The organism is Streptomyces sp. NPDC029292 (assembly GCF_055569295.1).
Map to the genome: position 1 here is coordinate 44,934 of NZ_JBVHXR010000002.1, position 25,912 is coordinate 70,845.

A 25,912-nucleotide genomic window follows, 5' to 3' on the forward strand; every position below is an offset into this window, starting at 1 on the left:
GTTCGTTTCTCCCAAGTTTTCCGAGAGGGCTGAATCGCTCCATGGCGAAGATCCTGAAGTTCGACGAGGACGCCCGTCGCGCCCTTGAGCGCGGCGTCAACAAGCTTGCCGACACGGTCAAGGTGACGATCGGCCCCAAGGGCCGCAACGTCGTCATCGACAAGAAGTTCGGCGCCCCCACCATCACCAACGACGGTGTCACCATCGCCCGTGAGGTCGAGGTCGACGACCCGTTCGAGAACCTCGGTGCCCAGCTGGTGAAGGAGGTGGCGACCAAGACCAACGACATCGCGGGTGACGGTACGACCACCGCCACCGTGCTCGCCCAGGCGCTCGTGCGCGAGGGCCTGCGCAACGTCGCCGCCGGCGCGTCCCCCGCCCTGCTCAAGAAGGGCATCGACGCCGCGGTCAAGGCTGTGTCCGAGGAGCTCCTCGCGACCGCCCGCCCGATCGACGAGAAGTCCGACATCGCCGCCGTCGCCGGTCTGTCCGCCCAGGACCCGCAGGTCGGCGAGCTCATCGCCGAGGCGATGGACAAGGTCGGCAAGGACGGTGTCATCACCGTCGAGGAGTCCAACACCTTCGGTCTGGAGCTGGACTTCACCGAGGGCATGGCCTTCGACAAGGGCTACCTGTCGCCGTACTTCGTGACGGACCAGGAGCGCATGGAGGCCGTCCTCGAGGACCCGTACATCCTCATCCACCAGGGCAAGATCAGCTCCATCCAGGACCTGCTGCCGCTGCTGGAGAAGGTCATCCAGTCCAACGCCTCCAAGCCGCTGCTGATCATCGCCGAGGACGTCGAGGGCGAGGCCCTGTCGACCCTGGTCGTGAACAAGATCCGTGGCACCTTCAACGCCGTCGCGGTGAAGGCCCCGGGCTTCGGCGACCGCCGCAAGGCGATGCTGGGCGACCTCGCCACTCTCACCGGCGGTCAGGTCATCGCCGAGGAGGTCGGCCTCAAGCTCGACCAGGTCGGCCTGGACGTGCTGGGCACCGCCCGCCGCGTGACCGTCACCAAGGACGACACCACGGTCGTCGACGGTGGCGGCGACCACGAGGCCGTCGTGGGCCGCGTCAACCAGATCAAGGCCGAGATCGAGAACACCGACTCCGACTGGGACCGCGAGAAGCTCCAGGAGCGCCTCGCGAAGCTGGCCGGCGGCGTGTGCGTGATCAAGGTCGGCGCCGCGACCGAGGTCGAGCTCAAGGAGAAGAAGCACCGTCTGGAGGACGCCATCTCCGCGACCCGCGCCGCGGTCGAGGAGGGCATCGTCTCCGGTGGTGGCTCCGCGCTCGTCCACGCCGTGAAGGTCCTGGAGGACAACCTCGGCAAGACCGGCGACGAGGCCACGGGTGTCGCGGTCGTCCGCCGCGCCGCCGTCGAGCCGCTGCGCTGGATCGCCGAGAACGCCGGCCTGGAGGGTTACGTCATCACCTCCAAGGTCGCCGAGCTCGACAAGGGCCAGGGCTTCAACGCCGCCACCGGCGAGTACGGCGACCTGGTGAAGGCCGGCGTCATCGACCCGGTCAAGGTCACCCGCTCCGCCCTGGAGAACGCCGCCTCCATCGCCTCCCTGCTCCTCACGACCGAGACCCTGGTCGTCGAGAAGCCGGCCGAGGAAGAGGCCGACGCCGGTCACGGCCACGGCCACGGGCACTCCCACTGAGGCCCGACAGCTTGAAGAAGCCCTCGTTCCCGGTCAGGGAACGGGGGCTTCTCCCTTGAGTGCTAGCCCTCCAGCGCGTCGAGCGCGCCGAGCTGGGCCATCAGCCCCAGCCGGTCGTACTGCCACCAGCCCTCGACGATCTTCCCGTCCTCCTGGCAGCGGAAGATGGTCGCTCCGGTCATGGCGACCTGCTGCCCGGTCGCCGGAATGCCCATGAAGTCGCCGTTGTGGGTGCCGTTCCAGGTCCACCGCGTGCAAACGCGATCGCCCTCGGTGAGCTGGTCGTCGACGGTGAAGGCGAAGTCGAACCCGCCTCGCCACATCCCGATCTCGCGCCGCATCGCGTCGAGCCCGATGGTGTCCTGCTCGTTGGCGGGATCGTGGTCGTGGTAGTTCTCCGCCAGCAGGTCGTTGAGCGGTGACAGCTCACCCTTGGCGGCCACCGTCTCGAAGAACTTGCGGATGTTGGCCGCGTACAACTGCTCGTCGCGGACCACGTCCAGGTCCGTGAACGTCGGCATCTCGTCGCAGAGCGCCACCATCTCCCGGAAGATCCTGTCCGTCTCGGGAAGTTTCGAGTTCCGCATCGCCTCTTCGTACGACGGGAACTCCACGATCTCTATGAAGTGGGTCTCGTCGGACCGGTCCTTGCCGATCACATTGTGCGTCGCGGTCCGCTTGCCCCTGGTCTGTTCGACCCATGTGTCCATCAGCAGGTTCATCTCGTCGAACCGGCTGGTCTTGCAGTCGATGAGCTGTACGAATGTCATGGCGCCGCCTCCGGCCCTGGGTCCGGTAGAACACCCTCATTTTCCCACCGGAGGGACGACACCACCTACTGAACGGCGGCCGTTACTGGGGGCCGTACTTCCGCCCCGTCTTCGACGAGATCCCGCCCAGCAACGCCCGCGGGGTCACCTTCACCACGCCCATCAGCGCCTTGTAGCGCGGATCGGGGATGGACAGCGACTTGCCGCGCGCCAGGTCCGCGAGCGCCGTCGCGACCAGCTTGTCCGCGTCGAGCCACATCCACTTGGGGATGTTGTCGGTGCCCATGCCCGCGCGCTGGTGGAACTCGGTGCGCACGAAACCGGGGGCCAGCGCCATCAGCCGTACGCCGCTGCCCGCCAGGTCCCGCGCCGCGCCCTGCGTGAACTGCACGACCCACGCCTTGGACGCCCCGTACGTGCCCCGCGGCACGAACGCGGCCACCGACGCGACGTTGACGACCCCGCCCCGGCCGCGCTCCCGCATGGCCTCGGTGGCCGCCGACGTCAGCCGGAGCACCGCCTCGCAGTGCACCTTGAGCATCTTCAGCTCGTCGGCCATCGATACGTCGAGGTAGCGGCCCTTGTTGCCGAAGCCCGCGTTGTTGACCAGCAGGTCGACCGGGTTCTTGCGGTCGCCCAGCCGCGTGGCCACCGCCTCGATGCCGTCGTCGGTCGCCAGATCCGCCGTCAGCACCTCCGCCTCGATGCCGTGCCGGTCGTGCAGCTCGGTCGCCTGCTCGCCCAGCCGCTTGGTGTCGCGCGCCACCAGCACGAGGTTGTGCCCGTCGGCCGCCAGCCGTCGTGCGAAGGCGGCGCCGATGCCCGCGGTCGATCCCGTAATCAAAGCCGTTGTCATGGCGCAAGGTTAGTGACCTGACCAGGGATCCGGCGCCGCGCACCACCCAACACCTGCGCGCACTCCACGAGTTCTGCGCAGGGTGCTACGCGTCGCGCGCGTCCGCTGCTACGCGCCGTGCTCGGACACGTACTTCTCCGCTTTCGCCAGCGACTCCGGGTGCAGTGCCCCGCGGGCGGCCAACAGGCGTGGCAGCAGCTCCCGTTCGGTCGTGACCGCCCGGAACTGGAGCGCCACCGTCACGTCGTGGTCCGGCCGGTGCACGATCTCGATCGGGTCGCCGGAGCGGATCTCACCGGGCTCGACCACACGGAGATACGCGCCGGGCGCACCCTTTTGGGTGAAGCGCTTCACCCAGCTCTTCTCGCCGACATGCGCCTGGAACGTGCTGCACGGGATGCGGCCGCAGGTGACCTCCAGCACCACCTCGGAGCCGACGCGCCAGCGCTCGCCGATCCGCGCCCCCGACACGTCGAGCCCCTGCGTCGTGAGGTTCTCGCCGAACACCCCGTTGGGCAGCGTCCGGCCGAGCTCGCGCTTCCAGTCGTCCAGATCCTCGCGCGCGACCGCGTACACCGCCTGGTCGTCCCCGCCGTGATGGCGCGTGTCGCACACCGCGTCCCCGGCGAGACCGCTCGCGCCGACCCCCTTGGGTCCGGGCGCCGTCACCCGCACGGGCCCGTCCACCGGCCGCTTGTCGATGCCGGTCACGCCTTCGGCCTGGTCCGTGTACGCGACGTCCTGCGGACGGCCCAGGTTCAGAGACAGAAGCTTCATGGCACCACGCTAGGCGATAAGGGCCAAAGCGTCACCGCGATATTCGTCGCCGTACCCAAGACTCACTTATGCTCAATACGTGATCGAAGCCCGTCATCTCCGCGTTCTGCGCGCCGTCGCCGCCACCGGCTCCTTCTCGGCGGCGGGGCGTGAGCTGGGCTGCACCCAGCCCGCCGTCAGCCAGCAGATGAAGGCGCTCGAGTCGTCCGTGGGCACACCGCTGCTGATCCGCACCGGCCGCGAGATGCGCCTGACCCAGGCGGGTGAGGCGCTGGTCCGGCATGCCGCGGGCATCATCGCCGGGCTCACGGCCGCCGAGGAGGAGGTCGCCGCCATCGCGGGCCTGCGCGCGGGCCGGGTCCGGCTCGTGTCGTTCCCCAGCGGCAGCTCCACCCTCGTGCCGACGGCCCTCGCCGCGCTGCGCGCCGCGCACCCCGGCACCCGCGTCTCCCTGGAGGAGGCCGAACCGCCGCGCTCGGTGGAGATGCTGCGCGAGGGCGACTGCGACATCGCGCTCGCGTTCCGGTACGAGGGCGCGGCGGGCGTCGAGGAGTGGGACGACCTGGTCGTACGGCCCCTGCTGCGGGACCGGCTCGTCGGGCTCGTGCCCGAGGGGCACCGCCTGGCCAGGGCCGAGTCGGTCGCGATCGGCGAACTGGCCGCGGAGCCATGGATCGCGGGCTGCCCGCGCTGTCGCGGCCAGTTGGTCGAGGTCTGCCGGGGTGCGGGCTTCGAGCCGCGCATCGACTTCGCCACCGATGACTACCCGGCCGTGGTCGGCCTCGTCGGCGCGGGTCTCGGGGTCGCGGTCCTGCCCGAGCTCGCCATCGAGTCCGTACGTCCCAAGGGAGCCCGCATGGTGACGGTGGAACCGCCGGTGCGGCGGGAGATTGTCGCGCTCACGCTGCCGGACCTGGCGCAGGTGCCGGCGGTGGCGGCGACGCTGGACCGGCTGGCACGGGCCGCGGCTCGGTAGCGTCGGGAAGAGGAGGGGCACGACGGTGCGTGCCCGCCATGCAGAAACGTTCCTTCAGTTGTTCGAAGCGTGACCGCTTCCGGTGGCCGACGCCGAGACCAGCCGGTTGCGCGCCCGCCCCATGAGCTCTTCGCGCTCGTCCTCGGTCAGCCCGCCCCACACGCCGTAAGGCTCACGTACCGCCAACGCGTGCGCCGCGCACTCAGCGCGTACCGGGCATCTCATGCAGACCTCTTTGGCCGAGTTCTCGCGAGCGCTCCGTGCCGCACCACGCTCGCCCTCCGGGTGGAAGAAGAGCGAGCTGTCGACCCCGCGGCAGGCCGCGAGGAGCTGCCAGTCCCAGAGGTCCGCGTTCGGACCGGGAAGGCGAGAAAAATCTGCCATTGCGTGTCCCCTTGTTGCCGTTCTGGGCTGCTCTGTGCCCACCGACCGTACATCTACGATCTAAGGAGATGAAAATATGACTCATTGCGAATCTAGCCGCAGACACCAACAAATGGGAAGAAAACAGGCTAAATGGGGCATAGCTTGTGATGAAACGTTGAGGGTCCGCGTGCATGTCTGCACCGTGTCCGCACCCTCACGTAGAGTGCCGAAGACGACCGACTGCCCCGTAACTCTTTCGAGTGACCATCGTTGAGAGGGCGGAGGCGGTTGAAGGAACAAGCGCTCGGGCAGGCGGCAGTAGCCGTCGGCGAGTGTCGACCGCACAGGTGACGATTCGTACCAGCCTGGAGGCTCAAGGTGACGCGCATCAGCTGCGGAGGGCGGCCATGACATCCGTCCTCGTCTGCGACGACTCCCCGCTTGCCCGAGAGGCGCTCCGCCGCGCGGTCGCGACCGTGCCCGGTGTCGAGCGCGTGACGACGGCGGCCAACGGCGAGGAAGTCCTCCGCCGCTGGGGTGCCGACCGCTCGGACCTGATTCTGATGGACGTACGCATGCCCGGTCTGGGCGGCGTGGAGACGGTCAGGCGGCTGCTGTCCGCCGACCCCGGTGCGCGCATCATCATGCTCACCGTCGCCGAGGACCTGGACGGTGTGGCGCTCGCCGTCGCCGCCGGTGCCCGCGGCTATCTCCACAAGGACGCCTCCCGCGCTGAGCTGCGGGCCACGGTGACCCAGGCGCTCGCCGACCCCACCTGGCGGCTCGCCCCGCGCAGACTGCGGTCGGCCGAGATGGGCGCCGCGCCCACGCTCACCGCGCGTGAGATCCAGGTCCTGGAAGGCATGAGCCACGGCCGCTCGAACGCGGAGATCGGCCGTGAGCTGTTCCTCTCCGAGGACACCGTGAAAACCCACGCCCGACGCCTCTTCAAGAAGCTTGGCGCCTCGGACCGCGCGCACGCCGTGGCGCTCGGTTTCCGGTGGGGCCTGGTTCGCTAGGTGAGCCGCCGCGGGGGTTCGAGAATCCCCGCCTACCGCATGGTGGGCGGGGGTGGCAAAGGGGCTCTCCGGGTGCCCGGTGCTCGTTTCGCCGCGGATGCCGCATCCTTGAGGTGTGGAGTTCCTCGGGGACGAGTCGATCGAGCGGAAGGGGAGGGCGCAGGAGATGAGTTCCGGCGCACCTACTCATAACGCTTCGGTGCACAACAACGGACGCAGTGCCACGGACAGGACGACGCCAAGGCACCATGGACCGATGCGCGACGACGAGACGACGGTGATCGGTGCGCTCGTCCATCGCGCGGTCGAGGGCGACGAGCAGGCCACGCACGACCTGCTCGCCCGTGTCCACCCGCTGGCGTTGCGCTACTGCCGCACCCGTCTGTCCCGACTTCCGGGTGACGCGCGGCACTTCGTGGAGGACCTGGCGCAGGAGGTCTGCGTCGCGGTACTCCTCGCGCTTCCGCGCTACAAGGACACCGGGCGTCCCTTCGAAGCGTTCGTCTTCGCCATCGCCGCGCACAAGGTCGCCGATCTGCAGCGCGCCGCGATGCGCCACCCCGGGTCCACGGCCGTCCCCTCGGACGAGATGCCCGAGCGCCCCGACGACTCCCTCGGCCCCGAGGAGCGCGCCCTGCTCAGCAGCGACGCCGAATGGGCCAAGAAACTCCTGGCCAACCTCCCCGAGAACCAACGCGAGCTGCTGTTGCTGCGCATCGCGGTGGGCCTCACCGCGGAGGAGACGGGCCAGATGTTGGGAATGTCACCAGGCGCGGTCCGAGTGGCTCAGCACAGGGCGCTGAGCCGGTTGCGGGCGCTGGCGGAGCAGTAGCGGGGATTCGGGGCGGGTGCCCTGGCGGAGCTTCGGGGGCGGGTGCCCGGCTGCCCTCTGTGGTCGGGTGCGATTCGTCTCCTTTGGGGCGGGTGCCCTCGTCTCCTTTAGGGCGGGCGTCGGTCGTACCGCTTGGGCGCGTGTCAGTCGTACCGCTTGGGCCGGGCGTCAGTTTCCTCGCCGGGGCGGCGAATTCTTTCCCGCCGTGACGGCGATCAAGTCAGACGGCGGAGACCGGCGGTGCCGAGCGCAGCTCAGCCGGGACGGCTGTTTTTTCTCCGCCATGACGGCGTGCAGCCGGACGTCGTGGGGCCGGACGTCGAGCGGCCGCACGGCAAGGGGCCGGGCCCGTGCCGGGCGGATCGGCCCGAGGACGCCTCAGGATGCCCTCCGGCAGGGGTCTTGAACAGGCAGAGCACCCGCCCCGTACGAACCTACGAAGCCGCAGGGCAACCCAAACCATGGAATGAGAGAGCCTTGCTTCCCGTTAGCATGGACATCCGCACCGATCAAGGCCATTTGGGGAAGGTGTCATGACTGCCAACGTCGACGGAGTGCCCGCTAAATTCGCGACACTCGGGCTGACCTACGACGACGTGCTGCTGCTGCCGGGCGCATCCGAAGTGCTGCCCAACGCGGTCGACACCTCGTCCCGCATCTCCCGCAACGTCCGTGTGAACATCCCGCTGCTCTCGGCCGCGATGGACAAGGTGACCGAGTCCCGCATGGCGATCGCCATGGCCCGGCAGGGCGGCGTCGGTGTGCTGCACCGCAACCTTTCCATCGAGGACCAGGTCAACCAGGTCGACCTGGTCAAGCGCTCCGAGTCCGGCATGGTCACCGACCCGATCACCGTGCACCCGGACGCGACGCTGGCCGAGGCGGACGCGCTGTGCGCGAAGTTCCGCATCAGCGGCGTCCCGGTCACCGACGGCAACGGCAAGCTGCTCGGCATCGTCACCAACCGCGACATGGCCTTCGAGAACGACCGCTCGCGCCAGGTCCGCGAGGTCATGACGCCGATGCCGCTGGTCACCGGCAAGGTCGGCATCTCCGGCACGGACGCCATGGAGCTGCTGCGCCGCCACAAGATCGAGAAGCTTCCGCTGGTCGACGACGCGGGCGTCCTCAAGGGCCTCATCACGGTCAAGGACTTCGTGAAGGCCGAGAAGTACCCGAACGCCGCGAAGGACGCCGAGGGCCGCCTGCTGGTGGGTGCCGCCGTCGGAGCCAGCCCCGAGGCGCTGGAGCGGGCCCAGGCGCTGGCCGAGGCCGGTGTGGACTTCCTGATCGTCGACACCTCGCACGGGCACAACAGCAACGCCCTCAACTGGATGGCGAAGATCAAGTCGAGCGTGGGCGTCGACGTGATCGGCGGCAACGTCGCGACGCGTGACGGCGCCCAGGCGCTGATCGACGCCGGTGTCGACGGCGTCAAGGTCGGCGTGGGCCCCGGCTCGATCTGTACCACCCGTGTCGTCGCCGGCATCGGCGTCCCGCAGGTCACCGCCATCTACGAAGCCGCCCTCGCGGCCCGTGCCGCGGGCGTCCCGGTGATCGGCGACGGTGGTCTGCAGTACTCCGGCGACATCGGCAAGGCGCTGGCCGCCGGTGCCGACACCGTGATGCTGGGCAGCCTCCTCGCGGGCTGTGAGGAGTCGCCCGGCGAGCTGCTCTTCATCAACGGCAAGCAGTTCAAGTCGTACCGCGGCATGGGCTCGCTCGGCGCCATGCAGTCCCGCGGCCAGGGCAGGTCGTACTCGAAGGACCGCTACTTCCAGGCCGACGTGGCCTCCGACGACAAGCTGGTCCCCGAAGGCATCGAGGGCCAGGTGCCCTACCGCGGCCCGCTGGCCAACGTGCTGCACCAGCTCGTCGGCGGTCTGCGCCAGACCATGGGCTACGTGGGCGCCGCCACCATCGACGAGATGGAGTCCAAGGGCCGCTTCGTGCGGATCACCTCCGCGGGTCTCAAGGAGAGCCACCCGCACGACATCCAGATGACGGTCGAGGCACCGAACTACAGCCGTGGCGAGTAGCCATGAACGAGGTCCACGCGCGCGTGCCGCACGTGGATGAGTGCTTCAGGGCGGTCCCGGAGGTTCCGGGGCCGCCCTTGTCGTAGGTGTCGGGGATACTGGGAGGCGCAGAAGCGAAGAGGGAAAGGCCACACACGTGACTGAGATCGAGATCGGGCGCGGCAAGCGCGGCCGCCGGGCGTACGCCTTCGACGACATCGCCGTCGTCCCGAGCCGCCGTACGCGAGACCCGAAGGAGGTCTCGATCGCCTGGCAGATCGACGCCTACCGCTTCGAGCTGCCGTTCCTGGCCGCCCCCATGGACTCGGTCGTCTCCCCGGCCACCGCGATCCGCATCGGCGAGCTGGGCGGCCTGGGCGTCCTGAACCTCGAAGGTCTGTGGACGCGGTACGAGGACCCGCAGCCGCTGCTCGACGAGATCGCCGAGCTGGACGCGGACAGCGCGACCCGCCGCCTCCAGGAGATCTACGCGGCTCCCATCAAGGAGGAGCTGATCGGGCAGCGCATCAAGGAGGTGCGCGACTCGGGCGTGGTCACCGCCGCGGCCCTGTCCCCGCAGCGCACGGCGCAGTTCTCCAAGGCCGTCGTGGACGCGGGCGTGGACATCTTCGTCATCCGCGGTACGACGGTGTCGGCGGAGCACGTCTCGGGCGCCTCCGAGCCGCTGAACCTGAAGCAGTTCATCTACGAGCTGGACGTGCCGGTCATCGTCGGCGGCTGCGCCACGTACACCGCCGCCCTGCACCTGATGCGCACCGGCGCGGCCGGTGTCCTCGTCGGCTTCGGCGGCGGCGCCGCGCACACCACGCGCAACGTCCTGGGCATCCAGGTCCCCATGGCCACGGCGGTGGCGGATGTCGCGGCCGCCCGCCGCGACTACATGGACGAGTCCGGCGGCCGCTATGTGCACGTCATCGCCGACGGCGGCGTCGGCTGGTCCGGCGACCTCCCCAAGGCGATCGCCTGCGGCGCCGACTCCGTGATGATGGGCTCCCCGCTGGCCCGCGCCACCGACGCGCCCGGCAAGGGCCACCACTGGGGCATGGAGGCGGTGAACGAGGAGCTGCCGCGCGGCAAGAAGGTCGACCTCGGCACCGTCGGCACCATCGAGGAGGTCCTCACGGGCCCCTCCCACACCCCCGACGGCTCCATGAACTTCTTCGGCGCCCTCCGCCGCGCCATGGCCACCACCGGCTACAGCGAGCTCAAGGAGTTCCAGCGCGTCGAGGTGACGGTCGCGGACTCCCAGCACAAGCGCTGACCCGTAGCCCGTACGTAGCGAAGGGCCCGTCCACCACGTGGTGGACGGGCCCTTTCGTACGCCGCTTGCCGGTTACTGACCGGCCTTCCTGGTGCTCGAGAACGCCACGTACGCGGCGATCGCGAAGAAGACGAAGGTCAGCGGGTCGGCCTCGGCCTTCCAGGCCTCCTGGACCACGCTGAAGTGCTGGAAGAAGACCTCGTTGAAGCTGACGCCGATTTCCTTGGCGCCGATCATGGCCTCGCCGACCAGCTGGCCGAGGTAGACCGAGGCCACCGACAGGATGACGCTGACGATCGGCAGGATCTGGTTGCGGCCGCCGAAGCGACCGGCGGCGATGCCGATCAGGAAGCCGACGCCGACGGCGGCCCAGCCGATCTCGTGCTTGGTGATGCCGATGATGACGCCGTAGACGCCCGCCGAGACCAGGGCGGCAACGACGGCGGCCACGAGGCCCAGGCCGAGGTTGTCGCGCACCGGAACGGCCGCGCCGACCGGGGCCGTCGGGAAGCCGGGCTGGGGCGCGCCCTGCTGCGGGAAGCCGGCCTGGGCCGCGTCCTGCGGGGCGGGCGGCTGGCCGGGCTGGCCCGCGTACGGGTTCTGGCCCGCGTACGGGTTGTCGACCGGCGGACCGGACGGCGGCGGAGACGACTGACTCATGTGATTCCCCCCAGGGACGTGAGCGCACCTCTGTGTACGCCCGTGACGTGGGCGTACCTGTGTGCGAGAGCTGCCGCACATTAGCAAACCCGAGTGACGTCCTGTGAGGAGATTTCGCGGAGGTCAGAGCCGGTGAGCCGCCCCCGTCGGAGTGGCACCCCTTGTGTCCAGCAGGAGTTGGGCCTTCACGGACAGTCCTTGGAGGTCGTACGTGCGGTGCTGCTGGAGCAGGATCGTCAGGTCGGCGTCGGCCGCGGCCTCGTAGAGCGAGTCGGCTCGGGGGATGGGGCGGTCGAGGACGCTCCAGGCGGGGATGTGCGGGTCGTGGTAGCTGACGGACGCGCCCAGTTCCAGCAGGCGCCGCGCGATCTCGTGGGCGGGGGAGCCCTGTTGGTCGGCGAGATCGGGCTTGTAGGTGACGCCGAGGAGGAGCACGCGCGCGGCGCGGGCCGACTTCCCGTGCTCGTTGAGGAGTGTCGCCGCGCGCTGGATGACGTACTGCGGCATGTGGTTGTTGACCTGCTGGGCCAGTTCGACCATCCGGAGGGTGCGGCCGGAGTGGCCCGTCAGGTCCTGGGCCATCCCGTGCCCGCCGACACCGGGGCCCGGCCGGAACGCCTGGAAGCCGAACGGCTTGGTCTCGGCGCAGCGGATGACGTCCCACAGGTCGACGCCCAGGTCGTGGCAGAGCACGGCCATCTCGTTGACCAGGGCGATGTTCACGTGCCGGTAGTTGGTCTCCAGGAGCTGCACGGTCTCCGCTTCACGTGGTCCACGCGCGCGTACCACCTTGTCGGTGAGGCGCCCGTAGAAGGTGGCGGCCGACTCGGTGCACGCGGGGGTCAGGCCGCCGATGACCTTCGGCGTGTTGGCGGGACCGAAGTCGCGGTTGCCGGGGTCCACCCGGCTGGGCGAGTACGCGAGGTGGAAATCGCGCCCCGCGCGCAGCCCGGAGCCCTCTTCGAGGAGCGGGCGGAGGAATTCCTCCGTGGTGCCGGGGTACACGGGCGACTCCAGGATCACCGTGGTGTGCGGGCGCAGCCGGGCGGCCAGGGTGCGGGCGGCCGCCTCCACCTGGCTCAGGTCCAGCGTGCCGTCCGCGCCCGGTGGGGTCGGCGCGCAGATGACGGCGGTGCGGACCCGGCCGAGCTCGGCCGGGTTCGTGGTCGGCCGGAAGCCCCCCGAGAGCATGCGGCGCAGTTCGGCGGGGGTGAGGGAGCCGCCTTCGGGCCCCGTTTTGTAGCCGAGCGTGGGGATGCCGGCGGCTACGGCGGCCTGGGCCAGCGGCAGGCCGAGATGGCCGAGTCCGATGACGGCGAGATCTGCGGGCATGGCGTGGGCCGTCCTTCCCAGTAACCGAAGCGGGACAGGTGCGCAAGCCCTGTGGACAAGATGGGCGAGCGCAATGTCAGACTAGGAGTAAATATGACCGATTTGCTGGATTGTTCGACCGTGATTCCTTGCGAGTCGCCGAGCGTTGTCCACAGGCTGCGGGTGGACGGTGGCCGAAGCCGGGCAAGACGGTCAGACTTTGAGGGTGGGGGGATGTGAGCCGGGCCCCGCCCGACGGGTGTGGCCAGCGCGACCAACAGCGGGAGGCAGCGGTGAGGACAGCGACACTGGGGCCGGCGGAGCGCGCCGAGTCACTGGCGGGAATGGCCGAGCGCGAGCTGGACGTGCTGGTCGTGGGCGCGGGCGTGGTCGGAGCGGGCACCGTGCTCGACGCCGCGACACGCGGCCTGTCCACCGGCCTGGTCGAGGCGCGCGACTGGGCATCAGGCACCTCCAGCAGGTCCAGCAAACTGATCCACGGCGGCCTGCGCTATCTGGAGATGCTCGACTTCGCGCTGGTACGCGAGGCCCTCAAGGAGCGCGGTCTGCTCCTCGAACGGCTCGCGCCCCACCTCGTCAAACCCGTGCCGTTCCTCTATCCGCTCCAGCACAAGGGCTGGGAGCGGCTGTACGCGGGCTCGGGCGTCGCCCTCTACGACGCCATGTCGATGGCCCGCGGACACGGCCGGGGCCTGCCCACGCACCGTCATCTCACCCGCCGTCACGCCTTGCGCGTCGCCCCCGCCCTGAAGAAGGACGCGCTGGTCGGCGCGTTGCAGTACTACGACGCACAGATGGACGACGCCCGCTATGTGGCGACGCTGGTGCGCACGGCCGCGGCGTACGGCGCGAAGGTCGCCAACCGCGCACGCGTGACCGCCTTCCTGCGCGAGGGCGAACGCGTGGTCGGCGCCAAGGTGCAGGACGTCGAAGGCGGCGGCGAGTACGAGATCCGCGCCAAGCAGGTCGTGAACGCCACGGGCGTGTGGACCGACGACACCCAGGCGATGGTCGGCGAGCGGGGCCAGTTCCACGTACGGGCGTCCAAGGGCATCCATCTGGTCGTACCGAAGGACCGGATCAATTCGACCACGGGCCTGATCCTGCGCACCGAGAAGTCCGTGCTGTTCGTGATCCCGTGGGGGCGGCACTGGATCGTCGGCACCACCGACACCGACTGGGACCTCGACAAGGCCCACCCGGCGGCGTCCAGCGCGGACATCGACTATCTGCTGGAGCATGTGAACTCGGTGCTCGCGGTGCCGCTGACCCGCGACGACGTCCAGGGTGTGTACGCGGGACTGCGGCCGCTGCTCGCCGGTGAGTCGGACGCCACCAGCAAGCTGTCGCGCGAGCACATCGTGGCCCATCCGGTGCCGGGCCTTGTGGTCGTGGCGGGCGGCAAGTACACGACGTACCGGGTGATGGCCAAGGACGCGGTCGACGAGGCGGTGCACGGCCTCGATCAGCGTGTCGCCGACTGCGTCACCGAGGACACCCCCCTCCTCGGCGCCGAGGGATACCGGGCGCTGTGGAATGCGCGAGCGCGCATCGCGGCGCGCACCGGACTCCATGTGGTGCGCGTGGAGCACCTGTTGAACCGGTACGGATCGCTCGCCGAGGAGGTGCTCGACCTCATCGTCGACAATCCCTCGCTGGGCGAGCCCCTGCCCGCCGCCGAGGACTACCTCCGGGCCGAGATCGTCTACGCCGCCTCGCACGAGGGCGCGCGACACCTGGACGACGTGCTCACCCGTCGCACCCGCATCTCGATCGAGACCTTCGACCGGGGGACGCGCAGCGCGCGGGAGGCCGCCGAGCTGATGGCGCCCGTGCTCGGCTGGGACAAGGACCAGATCGAGCGCGAAGTGGAGCACTACGAGAAGCGGGTCGAGGCCGAGCGGGAGTCGCAGCGCCAGCCGGACGACCTGACGGCGGACGCGGCGCGGCTGGGGGCGCCGGACATCGCGCCGCTCTGACCGGAGGTTCCCGCGGTTGGCGCGGATTGGCACGGATTGGCGTGAATTCGCTCCGGATGGTGCGGATTCGCACCGGATGGCGCGGGATGACACTCGGCGGATCTCACTCGAACGAGTGTCGTGAGCTGGGATCTTTGCTCGGAACCCGTCCGTTCTACGGGGTGCGGGGGCAGAACTCGGCGGCGAGCAGGGCGGGTTCGAGGTCCGGGTCCCCGATCCCGTCCGTGTTCACCCGGAAGGTGAGGACACGACGACCGTCGACGGTGGCCGCGGTGCGCACGTAGCTGCCGGATATGCGGCCGTTGTGCCCCCACACCGTGGTGCCGCACGGCAGCTTCACAGGAAAGAGGCCCATGCCGTACGAGCCGTGTGCGGCACGGGTGTTGAGCATCTCGCGCAGCCAGCGCGAGGGCAGCAGGTCACCACGCAGCAGGGCCGCATAGAAGTGGTCCAGGTCGGCGAGCGTGGTGACCAGTTCGCCCGCCGCTCCGGCCACGCGCGGGTCGAGCTCGGTGACGTCCGAGCCGTCGGCGGCGTAGGCGCGGCCGTGCGGCGAGGGCAGCGAGGAGCGGTCGCCTGGGAAAGAGGTGCCGGTCAGACGGAGAGGAGTGATGATGCGACGCTCGGCCTCGGCGGCGTACGAGTGGCCGGTGACCTGCTCGACGACCATGCCGAGCACGACGTAGTTGGTGTTCGAGTAGGCGAAGCGGCCGCGGTCGGCCGGGGGGTGGGTGAGTGCGATGCGTACGGCCTGAAGCGGGGTGACGGGGACGGTGCCCCGGGTGTCCGCGGTGAAGTCGTACAGACCGCTGGTGTGGGTGAGAAGGGCGCGCAGCGTCAGGCGGCTACCGTCGTTGCCCGCGCCGCGCACCAGGCCCGGTAGGTGGTCGTCCACCGAGTCGGACAGGGACAGCCGGTGTTCGGCGGCCAGTTGCAGAACGACGGTCGCGAGGAACGTCTTGGTGATGCTGCCCGCGCGGAAGTGGTCGGAGCGGGCGATTCCGTCGCCGGCCCGGACGAAGCGTGAGCCGGATTCCTCCTGGGCCAGCAGGGCGGCTGCCGGAGCCTTCCCGCGGGTGACGAGGAGGGCGAGGGCGGCGTCGGAGGCCGGGGGTATGGGCGCCTGTGAGCCGGCCGGGGCCAGGCCCAGCAAGGCCAGGGACACCGGTATGGCCACTAGTGTCCGAGGTGTCCGGGGCAGCGGCATCGGCGGGTCCTCCCTTGTCGCGGCCCATCATGCGGGACGGCGCCGGCCGGGCGTCGGGCGGTCCCCGTGCGAAGGGCGGCTCGGGTGGCGGTTGGTTGTCGGCCGAAGGGCACGCTGGGTGTGGAGCACTTGAAGGGTGAGGGGCACCCTGGGCGTTGACCGCTTGTCGGGTGAGGGACAATGGAAGCTCTGTCAGGGCGGGTTGCATGAGGGGACGCATGTCGGAGGCGGAGCGGGCGGGAGCATCCCGTCAGGACAAGAGCGAACGTCTCCTCGCCGGGCGGTACCGGCTGGGGGATGTTCTCGGCCGCGGCGGCATGGGCACGGTGTGGCGGGCCAAGGACGAGACCCTGGGCCGCACGGTCGCCGTCAAGGAGCTGCGGTTCCCGTCGAGCATCGACGAGGACGAGAAGCGGCGGCTGATCACGCGCACGCTGCGTGAGGCCAAGGCGATCGCGCGGATCCGCAACAACGGCGCGGTGACGGTCTTCGACGTGGTCGACGAGGACAACCGGCCGTGGATCGTGATGGAGCTCGTCGAGGGCAAGTCGCTCGCCGAGGTCATCCGTGAGGACGGTCTCCTCACGCCCCAGCGCGCCGCCGAGGTGGGGCTCGCGATACTCGACGTGCTGCGTTCGGCGCACCGTGAGGGCATCCTGCACCGGGACGTGAAGCCGTCGAACGTGCTGATCTCCGACGACGGCCGGGTCGTGCTCACCGACTTCGGCATCGCGCAGGTCGAGGGCGACCCGTCCATCACCTCGACCGGCATGCTCGTCGGCGCGCCCTCGTACATCTCGCCGGAGCGGGCGCGCGGTCACAAGCCGGGGCCCGCGGCGGACCTGTGGTCGCTGGGCGGTCTGCTGTACGCGTCGGTGGAGGGCGTGCCTCCGTACGACAAGGGTTCGGCGATCGCGACGCTCACCGCGGTGATGACCGAGCCGGTGGAGCAGCCGAAGAACGCCGGGCCGCTGGAGAACGTGATTTACGGGCTGCTCGCCAAGGACCCCGAGCAGCGGCTCGACGAACCGGGCGCGCGGGCGATGCTGACCAAGGTGCTGCACACGCCCGAGCCCAAGGATGCCGCGCCGGAGCCGGCGGACGCGACGAAGGTCGTGGCGTTGCCGCCACTGCCGGAAGAGGCTCCGGGCAAGGAGAGTTCGGGCGGTTCCGGGGCAAAGCGGGGCGAGGAGGCGGCGGAGCGGCTGCGCGGGGCGCTGCGTTCCGTGCGGAAGGCCGCCTCGGCGGCCGGGGCGGCCACGGCTGCGGCCACCGCCGCGGCGACGTCCGCGGCGACGACGCGGGCCAAGTCCGTGGGTGCGGAGGCTTCCCGGTCGGCGGCGGGCGAGGCGGCGGGCGCGTCCGTCGCGGAGACGGCTTCCGGCGTGGCGTCCTCGGAGAAGCCCGAAGTGCGGAACAGCGCGGCAGCGGGGCTGAACTCCAGTTCGGCGAGTTCGGACGGGTCGGACGGGTCGGACGGGTCGGCCGGTTCGGCCGGTTCGGCGGGGCGGGCTTCGGGGTCGGGGTGGCCCGTGGCTCCGGAGAGGCCGCCGCGGCCGGTGCCTCGGGCGTCGTTGACGGATGTCGTGCCGAAGCGGACGTTGGTGCTCGTCGCGGTGGTCTTGGTGCTGGCCGTGCTCGGGACCGTGCTGGCGCTCACGCTCGGTGGCGGGGACGACAACGCGTCGAAGAACACCAAGAGCGGCGACACCAAGGCGTCGGCGTCCAGCGGGGCGACCACCGGAAGCGCCGCCAAGGAGACCGGCGGCGCCCACACGGACAGCGATGACAAGACGGGCGCCACCGCCACCACGGGTTCCGGCGGGCAGGAGACCGCGGACAGCACGTCCGGCGCGACCGCCAGTGCGAGCGCGTCGAGCGGTGCGGACAGCGGCGGCACGGAGTCGGACTCCACCGCGGTGCAGACGTACAAGGGCGGCCAGGGATTCTCGATCGGGCTGCCGAAGGGGTGGAAGTACCAGTCCACGGGCGCCGCGGGTGCCCGCTTCACCGGGCCGGACGGGCAGAAGCTCCTGGTCGGCTGGACGACCACGCCCAAGGACGACCCGGTGGCGGACTGGGAGAACCAAGAGCGCTACATGGTGCGGTCGCAGTACAAGCGGGTGCGCATAGAGAAGGTGGACTACCGCAGCTGGAACACGGCCGACTGGGAGTTCACTTATGTGGAGGGGGGCACGAAGTACCGGTCGATCGACCGTGGGTTCGTCGTCAACTCCCATCTCGGGTACGGACTGATGTATACGGCGAAGGCCGCGAAGTGGGACAGCGAGCTGCGCAAGGACACGTGGAAGACGCTGACCAAGACGTTCCAGCCGAAGTCGTGACGTACCGCTCGCCGATGTGACGTTCCGCCACGCATGGGGGCGGTGAGATCTCGCATCCCTACTTTGCGGGTTGTCTCCGGCACGTATCGTGAGTGGTTGCGGACCGTACGAAGCCATAACGGAACGCAAGGCGAACGGAATTGACCAACCGGTCGGCTGGGGGAGGCATCGTGGAGGACTATGCGGGACGAGTGCTCGCCGACCGCTACCGCCTGCCGCTCCCGCCGTCCGACGAGTACGAACTCGCCGCCGAGACCCGGGCCTTCGACACCTACAGCGGGCAGGAAGTCCTGGTCCGGCAGGTGCCGTTGCCGGAGGTCGTCGAGGCGGAGGTGCTCGACGCCGACGGATTGCCCGAGGGGTTCGTGGCGCGGGACGGCGGAGTGCGCCGCCCGTCCGCACGGACCACGCGGCGGCCCACCGAACCGGCCGTGCGGCGGGCGATCGAGGCCGCGCAGGCCGCCGCGCAGATACCCGACCATCCCCGGCTCGACCAGGTCTTCGACGTGTTCGCCGAGGGCGGGTCGCTGTGGATAGTCAGCGAGTTGGTGCCCGCGAGGCCGCTGTCCGCGCTGCTCGCCGAGAAGCCGCTCAGTCCCTACCGGGCGGCAGAGGTCGCCTCCGACGTCCTCACCGCGCTGCGGGTGCTGCACGCGCACGGGTGGGTGCACCGGAACATCACGGTGCGCACGGTGCTCGTCTGCGACGACGGCCGTGTGATGCTCACCGGCCTGGCGGCCGGGGCCGCGGAGGAGGCGCTCTGCGGGTATGACCCGGTGCCGGTCCGCGACTTCGAGACCGGGCCCGGCGCCGAGCCCGGCACCGGGCCGACGGGGGACGCCGGTTCGCCTGGTTCGCCCGGTGCGGGCGGTGCGGGCGGTGCGGGCGGTGCGGGCGGTGCGGGCAGGGGTGCCTCGCGGGGGTCTGCGGTCGGCGGGCCCGGTGGCCGGAGTGGTTCAGGGGCCGGTGGTCCGGGTGGTGCCGGGCCCGGGGGCGGAGGTGCGCGCGGAGTCGCCGTGTCGGCCAGTGTGCCCGGCGTCGATCCCGAAGCCGCTCGGCGGGCCGCGATCGAGGCTCGGGCGGAGCGGGGGACGCCCGTCGCAGGGACGCCCGCTGCGGGCATGGGCCGACGGGCGCTTGAAGCGGGGGGCGCCGGGGGATCCGGGGGTGCCTGGGGAACCGAGGATGACGTCCGTGCGGCGCGCGCCGGGGCCATCGCCGCGTACCGTGCCGGCGCGCGAGCCGCTGCCCGCGTACAGGAAGAACAGCGGGGCGGCCAGGTGGCGCTGCCCGCGCCCCGCCCCTCGACAGAAGCCGACGCTTCCGCGCCCCAGCCCCAGCCCCAGCCTCCAGGACCCGGCCCGGCGCAGGCCCTTGGGCAGGGCGGCCCACCCCAGGGCCAGGGCTACGGAGGTCCGCCGCAGGCCCCCGGGCACAGCGGTTCGGCCGGCGCCCCTGGGCACGGCTCCCCGGCGCAGCTCCCCGGACACGGTGTGGAGCAGCGCCCCAACACCACGCAGCCCGGCCAGATAGCCGACCCCTACGGCGTCGGGGGCGGCGGCGTCGGCAGCTGGCACGGAGCCCAGCCTCGTACCGGAACGGCGGGCGGCGGCAACGGCCAGGGACACGCGGCGCTTCCCGGGGGCTTGCGCCCGGAGGAGGCGCACCCTGGATCCGAGCACCCCGGATCCCCGGGCACAGAAGCCGCGCACCCCGGATCCCCGCGCCCAGAAGCCGTGTTCCCTGGACCCGCGCGCCCGGAAGCCGCGTATCGGGAAACTGCGTTCCCCGGAGCCGCGCACTCGGAAGCCGAGCTCCCCGGAACCGCGTACCCCAGAACCGCACCCCCCGGCGCCACATACGGTGAGGCCACCCCGGGCATGACCACCCCGGGCATCACCACCCCGGGCATCACCACCCCCGACAACAGCAACACCACCATCCCCGCCCCCGCCCCCGGTCAGCATTCCGCTGTCGCTGGGCGGAGTGGGCCCGGCTCCTCCGCGGCCCTCGCCCGTACCCCGGACAACCGTCAGGCCCATGACGATCGTTGGGATGAGGTCGTCGCCGGGCCCCCGCCGCGGCGGGGGCCCGGCACCGCGCTCGCCGCGGAGCGGGCACGGCAGGCGCGGATGGCTGTGGTCGGGCCCGTGACCGAGCGGTGGGCGCCCGAGCAGGCCGGGCCCGTGCACGAGAACTGGCAGTTGGCGGCGCCGATCGGGCCCGCGACCGATCTGTGGGCGCTGGGGGCGCTGCTCTTCCGGGCCGTGCAGGGCCACGCGCCCTACCCGGAGGAGAACACCGCCGAGCTGGTGCAGCTGGTGTGCGCGGAGCCGCCCGCGTTCGCCGAGGAGTGCGGGCCGCTGAGGCCGGTCGTCGAGTCGCTGCTGCGTCAGGACCCCACCGAGCGCCTCGATTTCGAGGAGCTGCGCGGCTGGCTGCGGTCCTTGGTGCGGTCGGCGCCGGAGCCCGAGGCCGGCGCGCATATCGTCGCGGCGCCCCCGGTCGACCCCAGCCGGTTGCCGATCGTCCGGCGCCGGGGCGAGCTCGTCCGCAGGCGCCGCGCCGGACTGCCCGCGACCAGCCCGCACGCCCGCCACAAACGCGTCAAGCAGGACAGGGCGCCCCGCCCGCGCAGGCTCGGGCGGAACCTGGTCCTGCTGGTCCTGCTTCTCCTCGCCGCGGCGATCGCGTACGCCATGGTGTTCATGCCGAAGGCCGAGTCGAGCAGCGGCAGCGGTAGTGGTAGCGGTTCGAACGGAGAACGGACCGGTGCCGCCGGAGACGTCGGCCCGGCCCCCGACACCAGCGGGGACGGGCAGGCGAGCAGCGAGCCGAGGCCCGACCAGACGTCCCCCGGCACGGACAAGAGCCCCTCCGGATCGCCCAGTTCGACGAAGTCGGGGACCACCGACCCCAATGTCGCCCAGGGGTTCAAGCTCCGCAAGGACCCCGAGGGCTTCAGCGTCGCGGTGGCCGACGGCTGGGACCGTACGCCGAAGAACGGCAGCGGCCAGGTCGTGTACGCGCACGGCGACTTCGAGCTCATCGTCGTCCCCGGACGGGACAGCACGGCCACGTACGGCAGCGACCCGATGACGTACCAGCGGGAGAGCGAGAAGGAGTTGCAGCCGTTCCGGGACTCGACCTGGGCCACCTCCAGCGGGATGCGGCGCATCGACGTCGGCGGGCGGACCATGGCCGAGGGGCAGTTCACCTGGCAGGACTCCGCGGGACGCGAGCTCTACGTACGCAATCTCGCGATCCTCGTCGGCGGGCGCTACCACGTGGTGCAGGTACGCGGCCCGGAGGCCGAACGGGACGAGGTGACACGGCTGTACGAGCAGGCCTCGGCGACGTATCAGGCCACCGGCTGAGCCGAATTCCCGAGCTCACCGAGCCCTGAACACACATTGGTTCCCTTCCGTACACGGAAGGGAGAACCGTCACAGTGAGGTCTCCGTACGCCCCCGCAGGTTCCCTGCGCGGGGGTCGCTCTTTAGTCTGACCTCGTCAAGACCATTGCGGGGAAACGTGAATCAGATGCAGGGCCTGCTCCTCGCGGGCCGCTACCGGCTTGTCGAATCCATCGGCAGTGGTGGCATGGGGCGGGTGTGGCGCGCCCACGACGAGGTGCTGCACCGCGCGGTCGCGGTGAAAGAGCTGACCGCCGCGCTGTACGTCGCCGAGAGCGACCGGGTCCGGCTGCTCGCCCGTACCCACGCCGAGGCGCGGGCCGCCGCGCGGATCAACCACTCGGCCGTCGTCACGGTGCACGACGTCCTGGAGCACGACAACCGGCCATGGATCGTCATGGAGCTGGTCGAGGGCAACTCACTGGCCGACGCGGTCAAGGAGCAGGGGCGCGTCGAACCGGCCGAGGCGGCGCGGATCGGGCTGTGGGTGCTGCGCGCCCTGCGTGCCGCGCATGCCGCCGGTGTGCTGCACCGTGACATCAAGCCCGGGAACGTACTCCTCTCCGCCGACCGTCGCGTGCTGCTCACGGACTTCGGGATCGCGCAGGTCGAGGGCGATTCGACCATCACGCGCACCGGCGAGATCGTCGGTTCCGTCGACTATCTCGCGCCCGAGCGGGTGCGCGGCCACGATCCCGGGCCCGCCTCCGACCTGTGGGCCCTCGGCGCCACGCTGTACACGGCGGTTGAGGGGAGGTCGCCGTTCCGGCGGACCTCGCCGCTGAGCACCATGCAGGCCGTGGTCGACGAGGACCCCGCGCCGCCGCGGTACGCCGGTCCGCTGGAGCCCGTCATCACCGCGCTGCTGCGCAAGGATCCCGCCGTACGTCCCGGGGCGGCGCAGGCCGAACAGATGCTCGCCGAGGCCGCGGCGGGACGACTGTCGAGTGCGGCGCAGTGGTATGCGCCGACGGGGCAAGCGGGGTACGACACCACAGAGACGGGGACCGGCACCGGTACCCGCGCGCAGACGGCCGCCGCCACGCCGTATCCGCCGGTGACGATCGGGCCTGTGCCCGCGCCGCCGAAGCGGCACCGCCTGCGTACGTTCGCTCTGGTCGTCGCCCTCGCGGCGATCGTCGGCGGGGGTGTCGCGGTCGGGCTGCAGCACTTCGGCACGGGCAGCCCCGGCGGTTCCGCCTCTGCATCGTCGACTCCGAGCGACAGTGCCACGCCGAGCGACGAGGGCGGTCAGGGGGCGGTTCCCGCCGGTTGGGAGCGGCGCAACGACCCGGTGGGCTTCAGCATCTCCCTGCCCAAGGGGTGGAAGCGGTCCGTCTCCATCGACCAGGACGGCCTCCGGCAGGTCGACTACTCGCCCGACAAGGGCAAGCACCTCGTGCGGGTCGCCGTCGACACCGCGCCGGACTTCAGCTCCTCGTACGAGCACATGAGCAACCTGGAGCAGGGGGTCTCACGGCGGCTGCTGGACTACAAGCAGCTGAGCCTCAAGAAGGAGCTTTTCCGCGACCTGCCGGGTGTCCGCTGGGAGTACACGTGGAACGCGCTGGCCAAGGACGCGCCGCACTACTTCCCGGGGCCCTACCGTGCGATCGACGTCGGGTACATGAAGAGTGACGGCACCGAGTACGCCATCTACGAGGCCTCGCCGGCCGCCGACTGGGCCACCACCAAAAAGCAGTTCGACCGGATCCTGCGGAGCTTCAAGGAGGGCTGATCCGAGTGGATCAGAGGGTTCCGCTGTCACTGTGGTCGCTTGCGGTCCGTCCTCGACTCGACGCCCGCGGCGCCGACCTCGGTCGAGGGGCGCCGACAGACGTCATCAGCGGGCCGCTCAGGCATAGTCAAAGCAAGAACGGACTATCGTACTCCCTTCCATGACCGCCACATCCGCGCCGATGTAGTCGAGATCATCGCCGGAGGGCGACGCGTAAGTGGTGAAGGAGGTAGTCGCTCCGTTTCCGTCGTATTCGGAATGCCAGGGCCAATCCGTTACCCATCCAGTGCCGCCGTCTAGGGAAAAGAGTCGAATGGCCACATGGTGACCATCGGCAGCGGTGTCCTTGACCCAACCGCTGATGTCCACGTGGTTGGCTGTCCAGTTGGTGAACGTGAGACTCCCCGAGGCGCCGGTCACCGAGCACGCGGCTCCGCCACTCGCCGCGCTGGCATTGGTCACTGTGGTCGTAGCGAATATTGCCACCGCCGCGATGCCCGTGACGGAAAGGCGCTTCAATGTGTTTCCCATAAGGAGAAAAGGTAAGGCTTCCATGATTCACATGACAGCATGATTCCAGCCACCCGTTTTGCCCTGTATGGTGCTTATCTCTTGGCGATTTGCCGTGCTTTGTATCTTTTTTAAAACAGGTTATGGCCGAAAATGATCGCCCCTGGCCGCCCGGCCCGACCTGGTCACGCACGCCGACGAACTGGCCGAACTCACCGGCTCCCAGGAGCCGTCGCGCGCCACCGGGCCGCTGGTGTGCCGAGCCGGTTGCTCCCGGCTCTTCGTAGACAAGGCGTCCGGCAGGAACACGGGCGTCGATCCGGTCCAGCATGGTCCGCGCCAAGGCCTGGTTCCCTGGAGTGCGCCACCGGCTGTCTTGGGGCGGCGGCATACTTGGCCGGTCGCCGCCCCGGAAGGCGTCCGTCCGGTGCGGCATGATGGGGCGCATGGGGACCGAGGGGGCCAACTTCCGTGTGATCGCGGGGCGTTACCGTCTCGAGGCGAGGCTCGGTAGCGGCGGCATGGGCGTCGTATGGCGGGCCACGGACCAGTTGCTCGGGCGGGGCGTGGCGGTCAAGGCGTTTCCCCTGGACGAGACGCTCTCCGCGGAAGAGGCCAGGTGGCAGAGTGAGCGAACCCTGCGGGAGGCGCGCGCGGTCGCGCAGCTGAGCCACCCGAACGTCATCGTCGTCCACGATGTCATCGAGCACGACGAACGCCCGTACATGGTCATGGAGTTGATCGACGGAGGCTCCCTCGCCGACCACCTCGCGGCGAGCGGACCGGTCGACGCCGCCGAGGCCGCCCGGATCGGCAGCGACCTGCTGAGCGCGTTGCGCACCGCCCACGCGGCCGGGGTCCTGCACCGCGACATCAAGCCGGCGAACGTGCTGATCGAGTCCGACACCGGCCGGGTCGTCCTCACCGACTTCGGCATCGCTCAGGTCGCGGGCGCCACGACGCTCACCGAGAGCGGGGCGTTCGTCGGCTCGCCCGAGTACACCGCGCCGGAGCGGATGTCCGGGGTCAGGACGGGGCCAGAGTCCGACCTGTGGTCGCTCGGCGCGCTGCTGTGCACGCTCCTGAGCGGCGAATCGCCGTTCCGTCGCGACTCGTTGGGCGGCATCCTGCACGCGGTCGTCGTCGACGAGATACGTCCGCCGGCCCAGGCCGCGCCACTCCTGCCCGTCGTACGGGGGCTGTTGGAGCGTGATCCGGAGCGGCGGCTCGACGCGGCGGAGGCGGAGCGGATGCTGCGCGCCTTCCGGGACACGGGCCGTACGCCACGGCTCTCCGCCGGATACTCGACCACGCAGCGGGACGTACCGAAGCGGAGGCCCGTATCGTCCCCGCCGCCCGGTCCCGGTCCCGGTCCTGGTGCCGGTCACGCGCCCGACCCTGGTCCCGCTGCCGCCGAGCGGCCGCCGAAGTACTCCACGCGCGGCATCCTCGTCGCCGCCGCGTTGGTCGCGGCGATGGCCGGGGCGGGGGTGTCGGCGGCGGCGCTGCTGATGAACGAGGGTGGGGGCGGTGGCGGTGGCACGCCGTCCTCGTCGAGTACGGCGAGTACGGCGAGTACGACGCCCACATCGCGTACGTCGAGCACACAGAGTCCCTCGGCAAGCTCGGCGTCGTCGCCGACCGCCACCGCCCGCAAGGCGCCCTCGGGCTACCGCCTCGCGCCGGACCCGAACGGGTTCTCCCTGGCCGTGCCCGACGACTTCACCCGGGAGCCGCAGGGAGAGCGCGTCTTCTACCTCTCACCGGACCGGACCTTCCGCCTCGGCATCAAGGTGGTCGATCCCGAGACGGGCGGCCCGCTCGCGGTGATGCGGCGCGCGGACGCCAAGGGGCCGTCCACGAACCCGGGTTATCGCGACGGCAGCGTCACCTCGACGACGCACCACGGACAGCCCGCCGCGCTCTGGGAGTTCACCTGGAACGGCTTCACCGAGGCGGAGGGCGCGCGGCACACGTACGACGTGTGCTGGGAGGAGGGCGGCCGGATGTACGACGTGTGGGTCTCGGCGCCGGTCGGGAAGGTGACGGAGGCGAAGGAGTACTTCGACGTCGCGGTGGACACCTTCGTACGTACATAAACGTCGCATAAGCGGCGACGCGCGTCACGGGTCTGTGACTGGAAAGCGGCGGGGCTGGAT

The 25,912-nt window shown here is 70.5% G+C and carries 19 protein-coding genes and 1 pseudogene; 11 read left to right on the plus strand and 9 right to left on the minus strand.

All coding sequences use genetic code 11. The features are described from left to right. Nucleotides 1-41 precede the first annotated feature (41 nt). Nucleotides 42-1,670, plus strand: coding sequence for a chaperonin GroEL (gene groL / locus ACZ4WS_RS05080; RefSeq protein ID WP_467977292.1), 1,629 nt, complete (start codon nucleotides 42-44; stop codon nucleotides 1,668-1,670). Between the two features lie 62 nt (nucleotides 1,671-1,732). Here groL and ACZ4WS_RS05085 read toward each other — a convergent pair whose 3' ends face one another. The 3 genes from ACZ4WS_RS05085 to ACZ4WS_RS05095 form a co-directional block, all read right to left on the minus strand. After that, on the minus strand, nucleotides 1,733-2,440 hold the full coding sequence (locus tag ACZ4WS_RS05085) for an ester cyclase (protein WP_467977294.1): 708 nt from the start codon (nucleotides 2,438-2,440) through the stop codon (nucleotides 1,733-1,735). An 82-nt stretch (nucleotides 2,441-2,522) separates the two neighbouring features. Then, nucleotides 2,523-3,296, minus strand: a complete 774-nt coding sequence (locus ACZ4WS_RS05090; RefSeq protein ID WP_467977296.1) for an SDR family NAD(P)-dependent oxidoreductase — start codon at nucleotides 3,294-3,296, stop codon at nucleotides 2,523-2,525. Between the two features lie 108 nt (nucleotides 3,297-3,404). Next, nucleotides 3,405-4,073, minus strand: coding sequence for an MOSC domain-containing protein (locus ACZ4WS_RS05095; RefSeq protein ID WP_467977297.1), 669 nt, complete (start codon nucleotides 4,071-4,073; stop codon nucleotides 3,405-3,407). 79 nt (nucleotides 4,074-4,152) lie between these two features. On the opposite strand from ACZ4WS_RS05095, the gene ACZ4WS_RS05100 reads away from it, so the two are divergent. Then, nucleotides 4,153-5,049 carry a LysR family transcriptional regulator gene (locus tag ACZ4WS_RS05100; protein WP_467977299.1) on the plus strand — a complete coding sequence of 299 codons (897 nt, stop codon included), beginning with the start codon at nucleotides 4,153-4,155 and terminating at the stop codon, nucleotides 5,047-5,049. A 54-nt stretch (nucleotides 5,050-5,103) separates the two neighbouring features. Here the strand turns inward: ACZ4WS_RS05100 and ACZ4WS_RS05105 are convergent, their stop codons facing one another. Beyond that, a complete protein-coding gene (locus tag ACZ4WS_RS05105; RefSeq protein ID WP_467977301.1) occupies nucleotides 5,104-5,433 on the minus strand; it encodes a WhiB family transcriptional regulator in 330 nt (109 codons plus the stop codon). Nucleotides 5,434-5,822: 389 nt separating this feature from the next. Between ACZ4WS_RS05105 and ACZ4WS_RS05110 the strand changes: the two genes are divergently transcribed. The 4 genes from ACZ4WS_RS05110 (at nucleotide 5,823) to ACZ4WS_RS05125 (ending at nucleotide 10,566) form a co-directional block, all read left to right on the plus strand. Beyond that, nucleotides 5,823-6,434, plus strand: a complete 612-nt coding sequence (locus ACZ4WS_RS05110; RefSeq protein ID WP_003948568.1) for a response regulator transcription factor — start codon at nucleotides 5,823-5,825, stop codon at nucleotides 6,432-6,434. Nucleotides 6,435-6,690: 256 nt separating this feature from the next. Beyond that, on the plus strand, nucleotides 6,691-7,266 hold the full coding sequence (locus tag ACZ4WS_RS05115) for a sigma-70 family RNA polymerase sigma factor (protein ID WP_450464020.1): 576 nt from the start codon (nucleotides 6,691-6,693) through the stop codon (nucleotides 7,264-7,266). Nucleotides 7,267-7,799: 533 nt separating this feature from the next. Next, complete coding sequence (gene guaB, locus ACZ4WS_RS05120; RefSeq protein WP_467977303.1) at nucleotides 7,800-9,305, plus strand: IMP dehydrogenase; 1,506 nt, start codon at nucleotides 7,800-7,802, stop codon at nucleotides 9,303-9,305. Between the two features lie 136 nt (nucleotides 9,306-9,441). Then, nucleotides 9,442-10,566: a GuaB3 family IMP dehydrogenase-related protein gene (locus ACZ4WS_RS05125; RefSeq protein ID WP_467977305.1), complete on the plus strand. Its 1,125-nt coding sequence runs from the start codon at nucleotides 9,442-9,444 to the stop codon at nucleotides 10,564-10,566. Nucleotides 10,567-10,638: 72 nt separating this feature from the next. Here ACZ4WS_RS05125 and ACZ4WS_RS05130 read toward each other — a convergent pair whose 3' ends face one another. Together ACZ4WS_RS05130 and ACZ4WS_RS05135 are read right to left on the minus strand one after the other, a co-directional pair. Continuing rightward, a complete protein-coding gene (locus ACZ4WS_RS05130) occupies nucleotides 10,639-11,226 on the minus strand; it encodes a hypothetical protein (protein ID WP_467977306.1) in 588 nt (195 codons plus the stop codon). Between the two features lie 123 nt (nucleotides 11,227-11,349). Beyond that, nucleotides 11,350-12,558, minus strand: coding sequence for a nucleotide sugar dehydrogenase (locus tag ACZ4WS_RS05135; protein WP_467977308.1), 1,209 nt, complete (start codon nucleotides 12,556-12,558; stop codon nucleotides 11,350-11,352). A 272-nt stretch (nucleotides 12,559-12,830) separates the two neighbouring features. Here ACZ4WS_RS05135 and ACZ4WS_RS05140 point away from each other — a divergent pair, with 272 nt between their 5' ends. Further along, complete coding sequence (locus ACZ4WS_RS05140; RefSeq protein ID WP_467977310.1) at nucleotides 12,831-14,537, plus strand: glycerol-3-phosphate dehydrogenase/oxidase; 1,707 nt, start codon at nucleotides 12,831-12,833, stop codon at nucleotides 14,535-14,537. A 154-nt stretch (nucleotides 14,538-14,691) separates the two neighbouring features. Here ACZ4WS_RS05140 and ACZ4WS_RS05145 read toward each other — a convergent pair whose 3' ends face one another. Then, a complete protein-coding gene (locus ACZ4WS_RS05145) occupies nucleotides 14,692-15,744 on the minus strand; it encodes a serine hydrolase domain-containing protein (RefSeq protein ID WP_467977312.1) in 1,053 nt (350 codons plus the stop codon). A gap of 218 nt (nucleotides 15,745-15,962) precedes the next feature. Here ACZ4WS_RS05145 and ACZ4WS_RS05150 point away from each other — a divergent pair, with 218 nt between their 5' ends. Together ACZ4WS_RS05150 and ACZ4WS_RS05155 are read left to right on the plus strand one after the other, a co-directional pair. Then, the gene (locus tag ACZ4WS_RS05150) at nucleotides 15,963-18,089 is read left to right on the plus strand and encodes a serine/threonine-protein kinase (RefSeq protein WP_467978283.1); all 2,127 of its coding nucleotides are present in this window, start codon (nucleotides 15,963-15,965) and stop codon (nucleotides 18,087-18,089) included. Nucleotides 18,090-18,520: 431 nt separating this feature from the next. Further along, a pseudogene (locus ACZ4WS_RS05155) lies at nucleotides 18,521-18,757 on the plus strand (hypothetical protein); the annotation flags it as partial. 55 nt (nucleotides 18,758-18,812) lie between these two features. Here the strand turns inward: ACZ4WS_RS05155 and ACZ4WS_RS05160 are convergent. After that, the gene (locus ACZ4WS_RS05160) at nucleotides 18,813-19,949 is read right to left on the minus strand and encodes a pentapeptide repeat-containing protein (protein ID WP_467978285.1); all 1,137 of its coding nucleotides are present in this window, start codon (nucleotides 19,947-19,949) and stop codon (nucleotides 18,813-18,815) included. A gap of 1,683 nt (nucleotides 19,950-21,632) precedes the next feature. Between ACZ4WS_RS05160 and ACZ4WS_RS05165 the strand changes: the two genes are divergently transcribed. Then, the gene (locus ACZ4WS_RS05165; RefSeq protein ID WP_467978287.1) at nucleotides 21,633-23,243 is read left to right on the plus strand and encodes a serine/threonine-protein kinase; all 1,611 of its coding nucleotides are present in this window, start codon (nucleotides 21,633-21,635) and stop codon (nucleotides 23,241-23,243) included. Nucleotides 23,244-23,360: 117 nt separating this feature from the next. Here the strand turns inward: ACZ4WS_RS05165 and ACZ4WS_RS05170 are convergent, their stop codons facing one another. Then, complete coding sequence (locus tag ACZ4WS_RS05170; RefSeq protein WP_467977313.1) at nucleotides 23,361-23,798, minus strand: hypothetical protein; 438 nt, start codon at nucleotides 23,796-23,798, stop codon at nucleotides 23,361-23,363. A 401-nt stretch (nucleotides 23,799-24,199) separates the two neighbouring features. Here ACZ4WS_RS05170 and ACZ4WS_RS05175 point away from each other — a divergent pair, with 401 nt between their 5' ends. After that, nucleotides 24,200-25,852, plus strand: coding sequence for a serine/threonine-protein kinase (locus tag ACZ4WS_RS05175; RefSeq protein ID WP_467977315.1), 1,653 nt, complete (start codon nucleotides 24,200-24,202; stop codon nucleotides 25,850-25,852). Nucleotides 25,853-25,912 lie beyond the last annotated feature (60 nt).

Bases quoted from the DNA above. Each gene is read 5' to 3' on its own strand.
- groL (WP_467977292.1), top strand. From the start codon at position 42: ATGGCGAAGATCCTGAAGTTCGACGAGGACGCCCGTCGCGCCCTTGAG.
- ACZ4WS_RS05085 (WP_467977294.1), bottom strand. From the start codon at position 2,440: ATGACATTCGTACAGCTCATCGACTGCAAGACCAGCCGGTTCGACGAG.
- ACZ4WS_RS05090 (WP_467977296.1), bottom strand. From the start codon at position 3,296: ATGACAACGGCTTTGATTACGGGATCGACCGCGGGCATCGGCGCCGCC.
- ACZ4WS_RS05095 (WP_467977297.1), bottom strand. From the start codon at position 4,073: ATGAAGCTTCTGTCTCTGAACCTGGGCCGTCCGCAGGACGTCGCGTAC.
- ACZ4WS_RS05105 (WP_467977301.1), bottom strand. From the start codon at position 5,433: ATGGCAGATTTTTCTCGCCTTCCCGGTCCGAACGCGGACCTCTGGGAC.
- ACZ4WS_RS05110 (WP_003948568.1), top strand. From the start codon at position 5,823: ATGACATCCGTCCTCGTCTGCGACGACTCCCCGCTTGCCCGAGAGGCG.
- ACZ4WS_RS05115 (WP_450464020.1), top strand. From the start codon at position 6,691: ATGCGCGACGACGAGACGACGGTGATCGGTGCGCTCGTCCATCGCGCG.
- guaB (WP_467977303.1), top strand. From the start codon at position 7,800: ATGACTGCCAACGTCGACGGAGTGCCCGCTAAATTCGCGACACTCGGG.
- ACZ4WS_RS05130 (WP_467977306.1), bottom strand. From the start codon at position 11,226: ATGAGTCAGTCGTCTCCGCCGCCGTCCGGTCCGCCGGTCGACAACCCG.
- ACZ4WS_RS05135 (WP_467977308.1), bottom strand. From the start codon at position 12,558: ATGCCCGCAGATCTCGCCGTCATCGGACTCGGCCATCTCGGCCTGCCG.
- ACZ4WS_RS05145 (WP_467977312.1), bottom strand. From the start codon at position 15,744: ATGCCGCTGCCCCGGACACCTCGGACACTAGTGGCCATACCGGTGTCC.
- ACZ4WS_RS05150 (WP_467978283.1), top strand. From the start codon at position 15,963: ATGTCGGAGGCGGAGCGGGCGGGAGCATCCCGTCAGGACAAGAGCGAA.
- ACZ4WS_RS05160 (WP_467978285.1), bottom strand. From the start codon at position 19,949: ATGTGGCGCCGGGGGGTGCGGTTCTGGGGTACGCGGTTCCGGGGAGCT.
- ACZ4WS_RS05165 (WP_467978287.1), top strand. From the start codon at position 21,633: ATGCAGGGCCTGCTCCTCGCGGGCCGCTACCGGCTTGTCGAATCCATC.
- ACZ4WS_RS05170 (WP_467977313.1), bottom strand. From the start codon at position 23,798: ATGGAAGCCTTACCTTTTCTCCTTATGGGAAACACATTGAAGCGCCTT.
- ACZ4WS_RS05175 (WP_467977315.1), top strand. From the start codon at position 24,200: ATGGGGACCGAGGGGGCCAACTTCCGTGTGATCGCGGGGCGTTACCGT.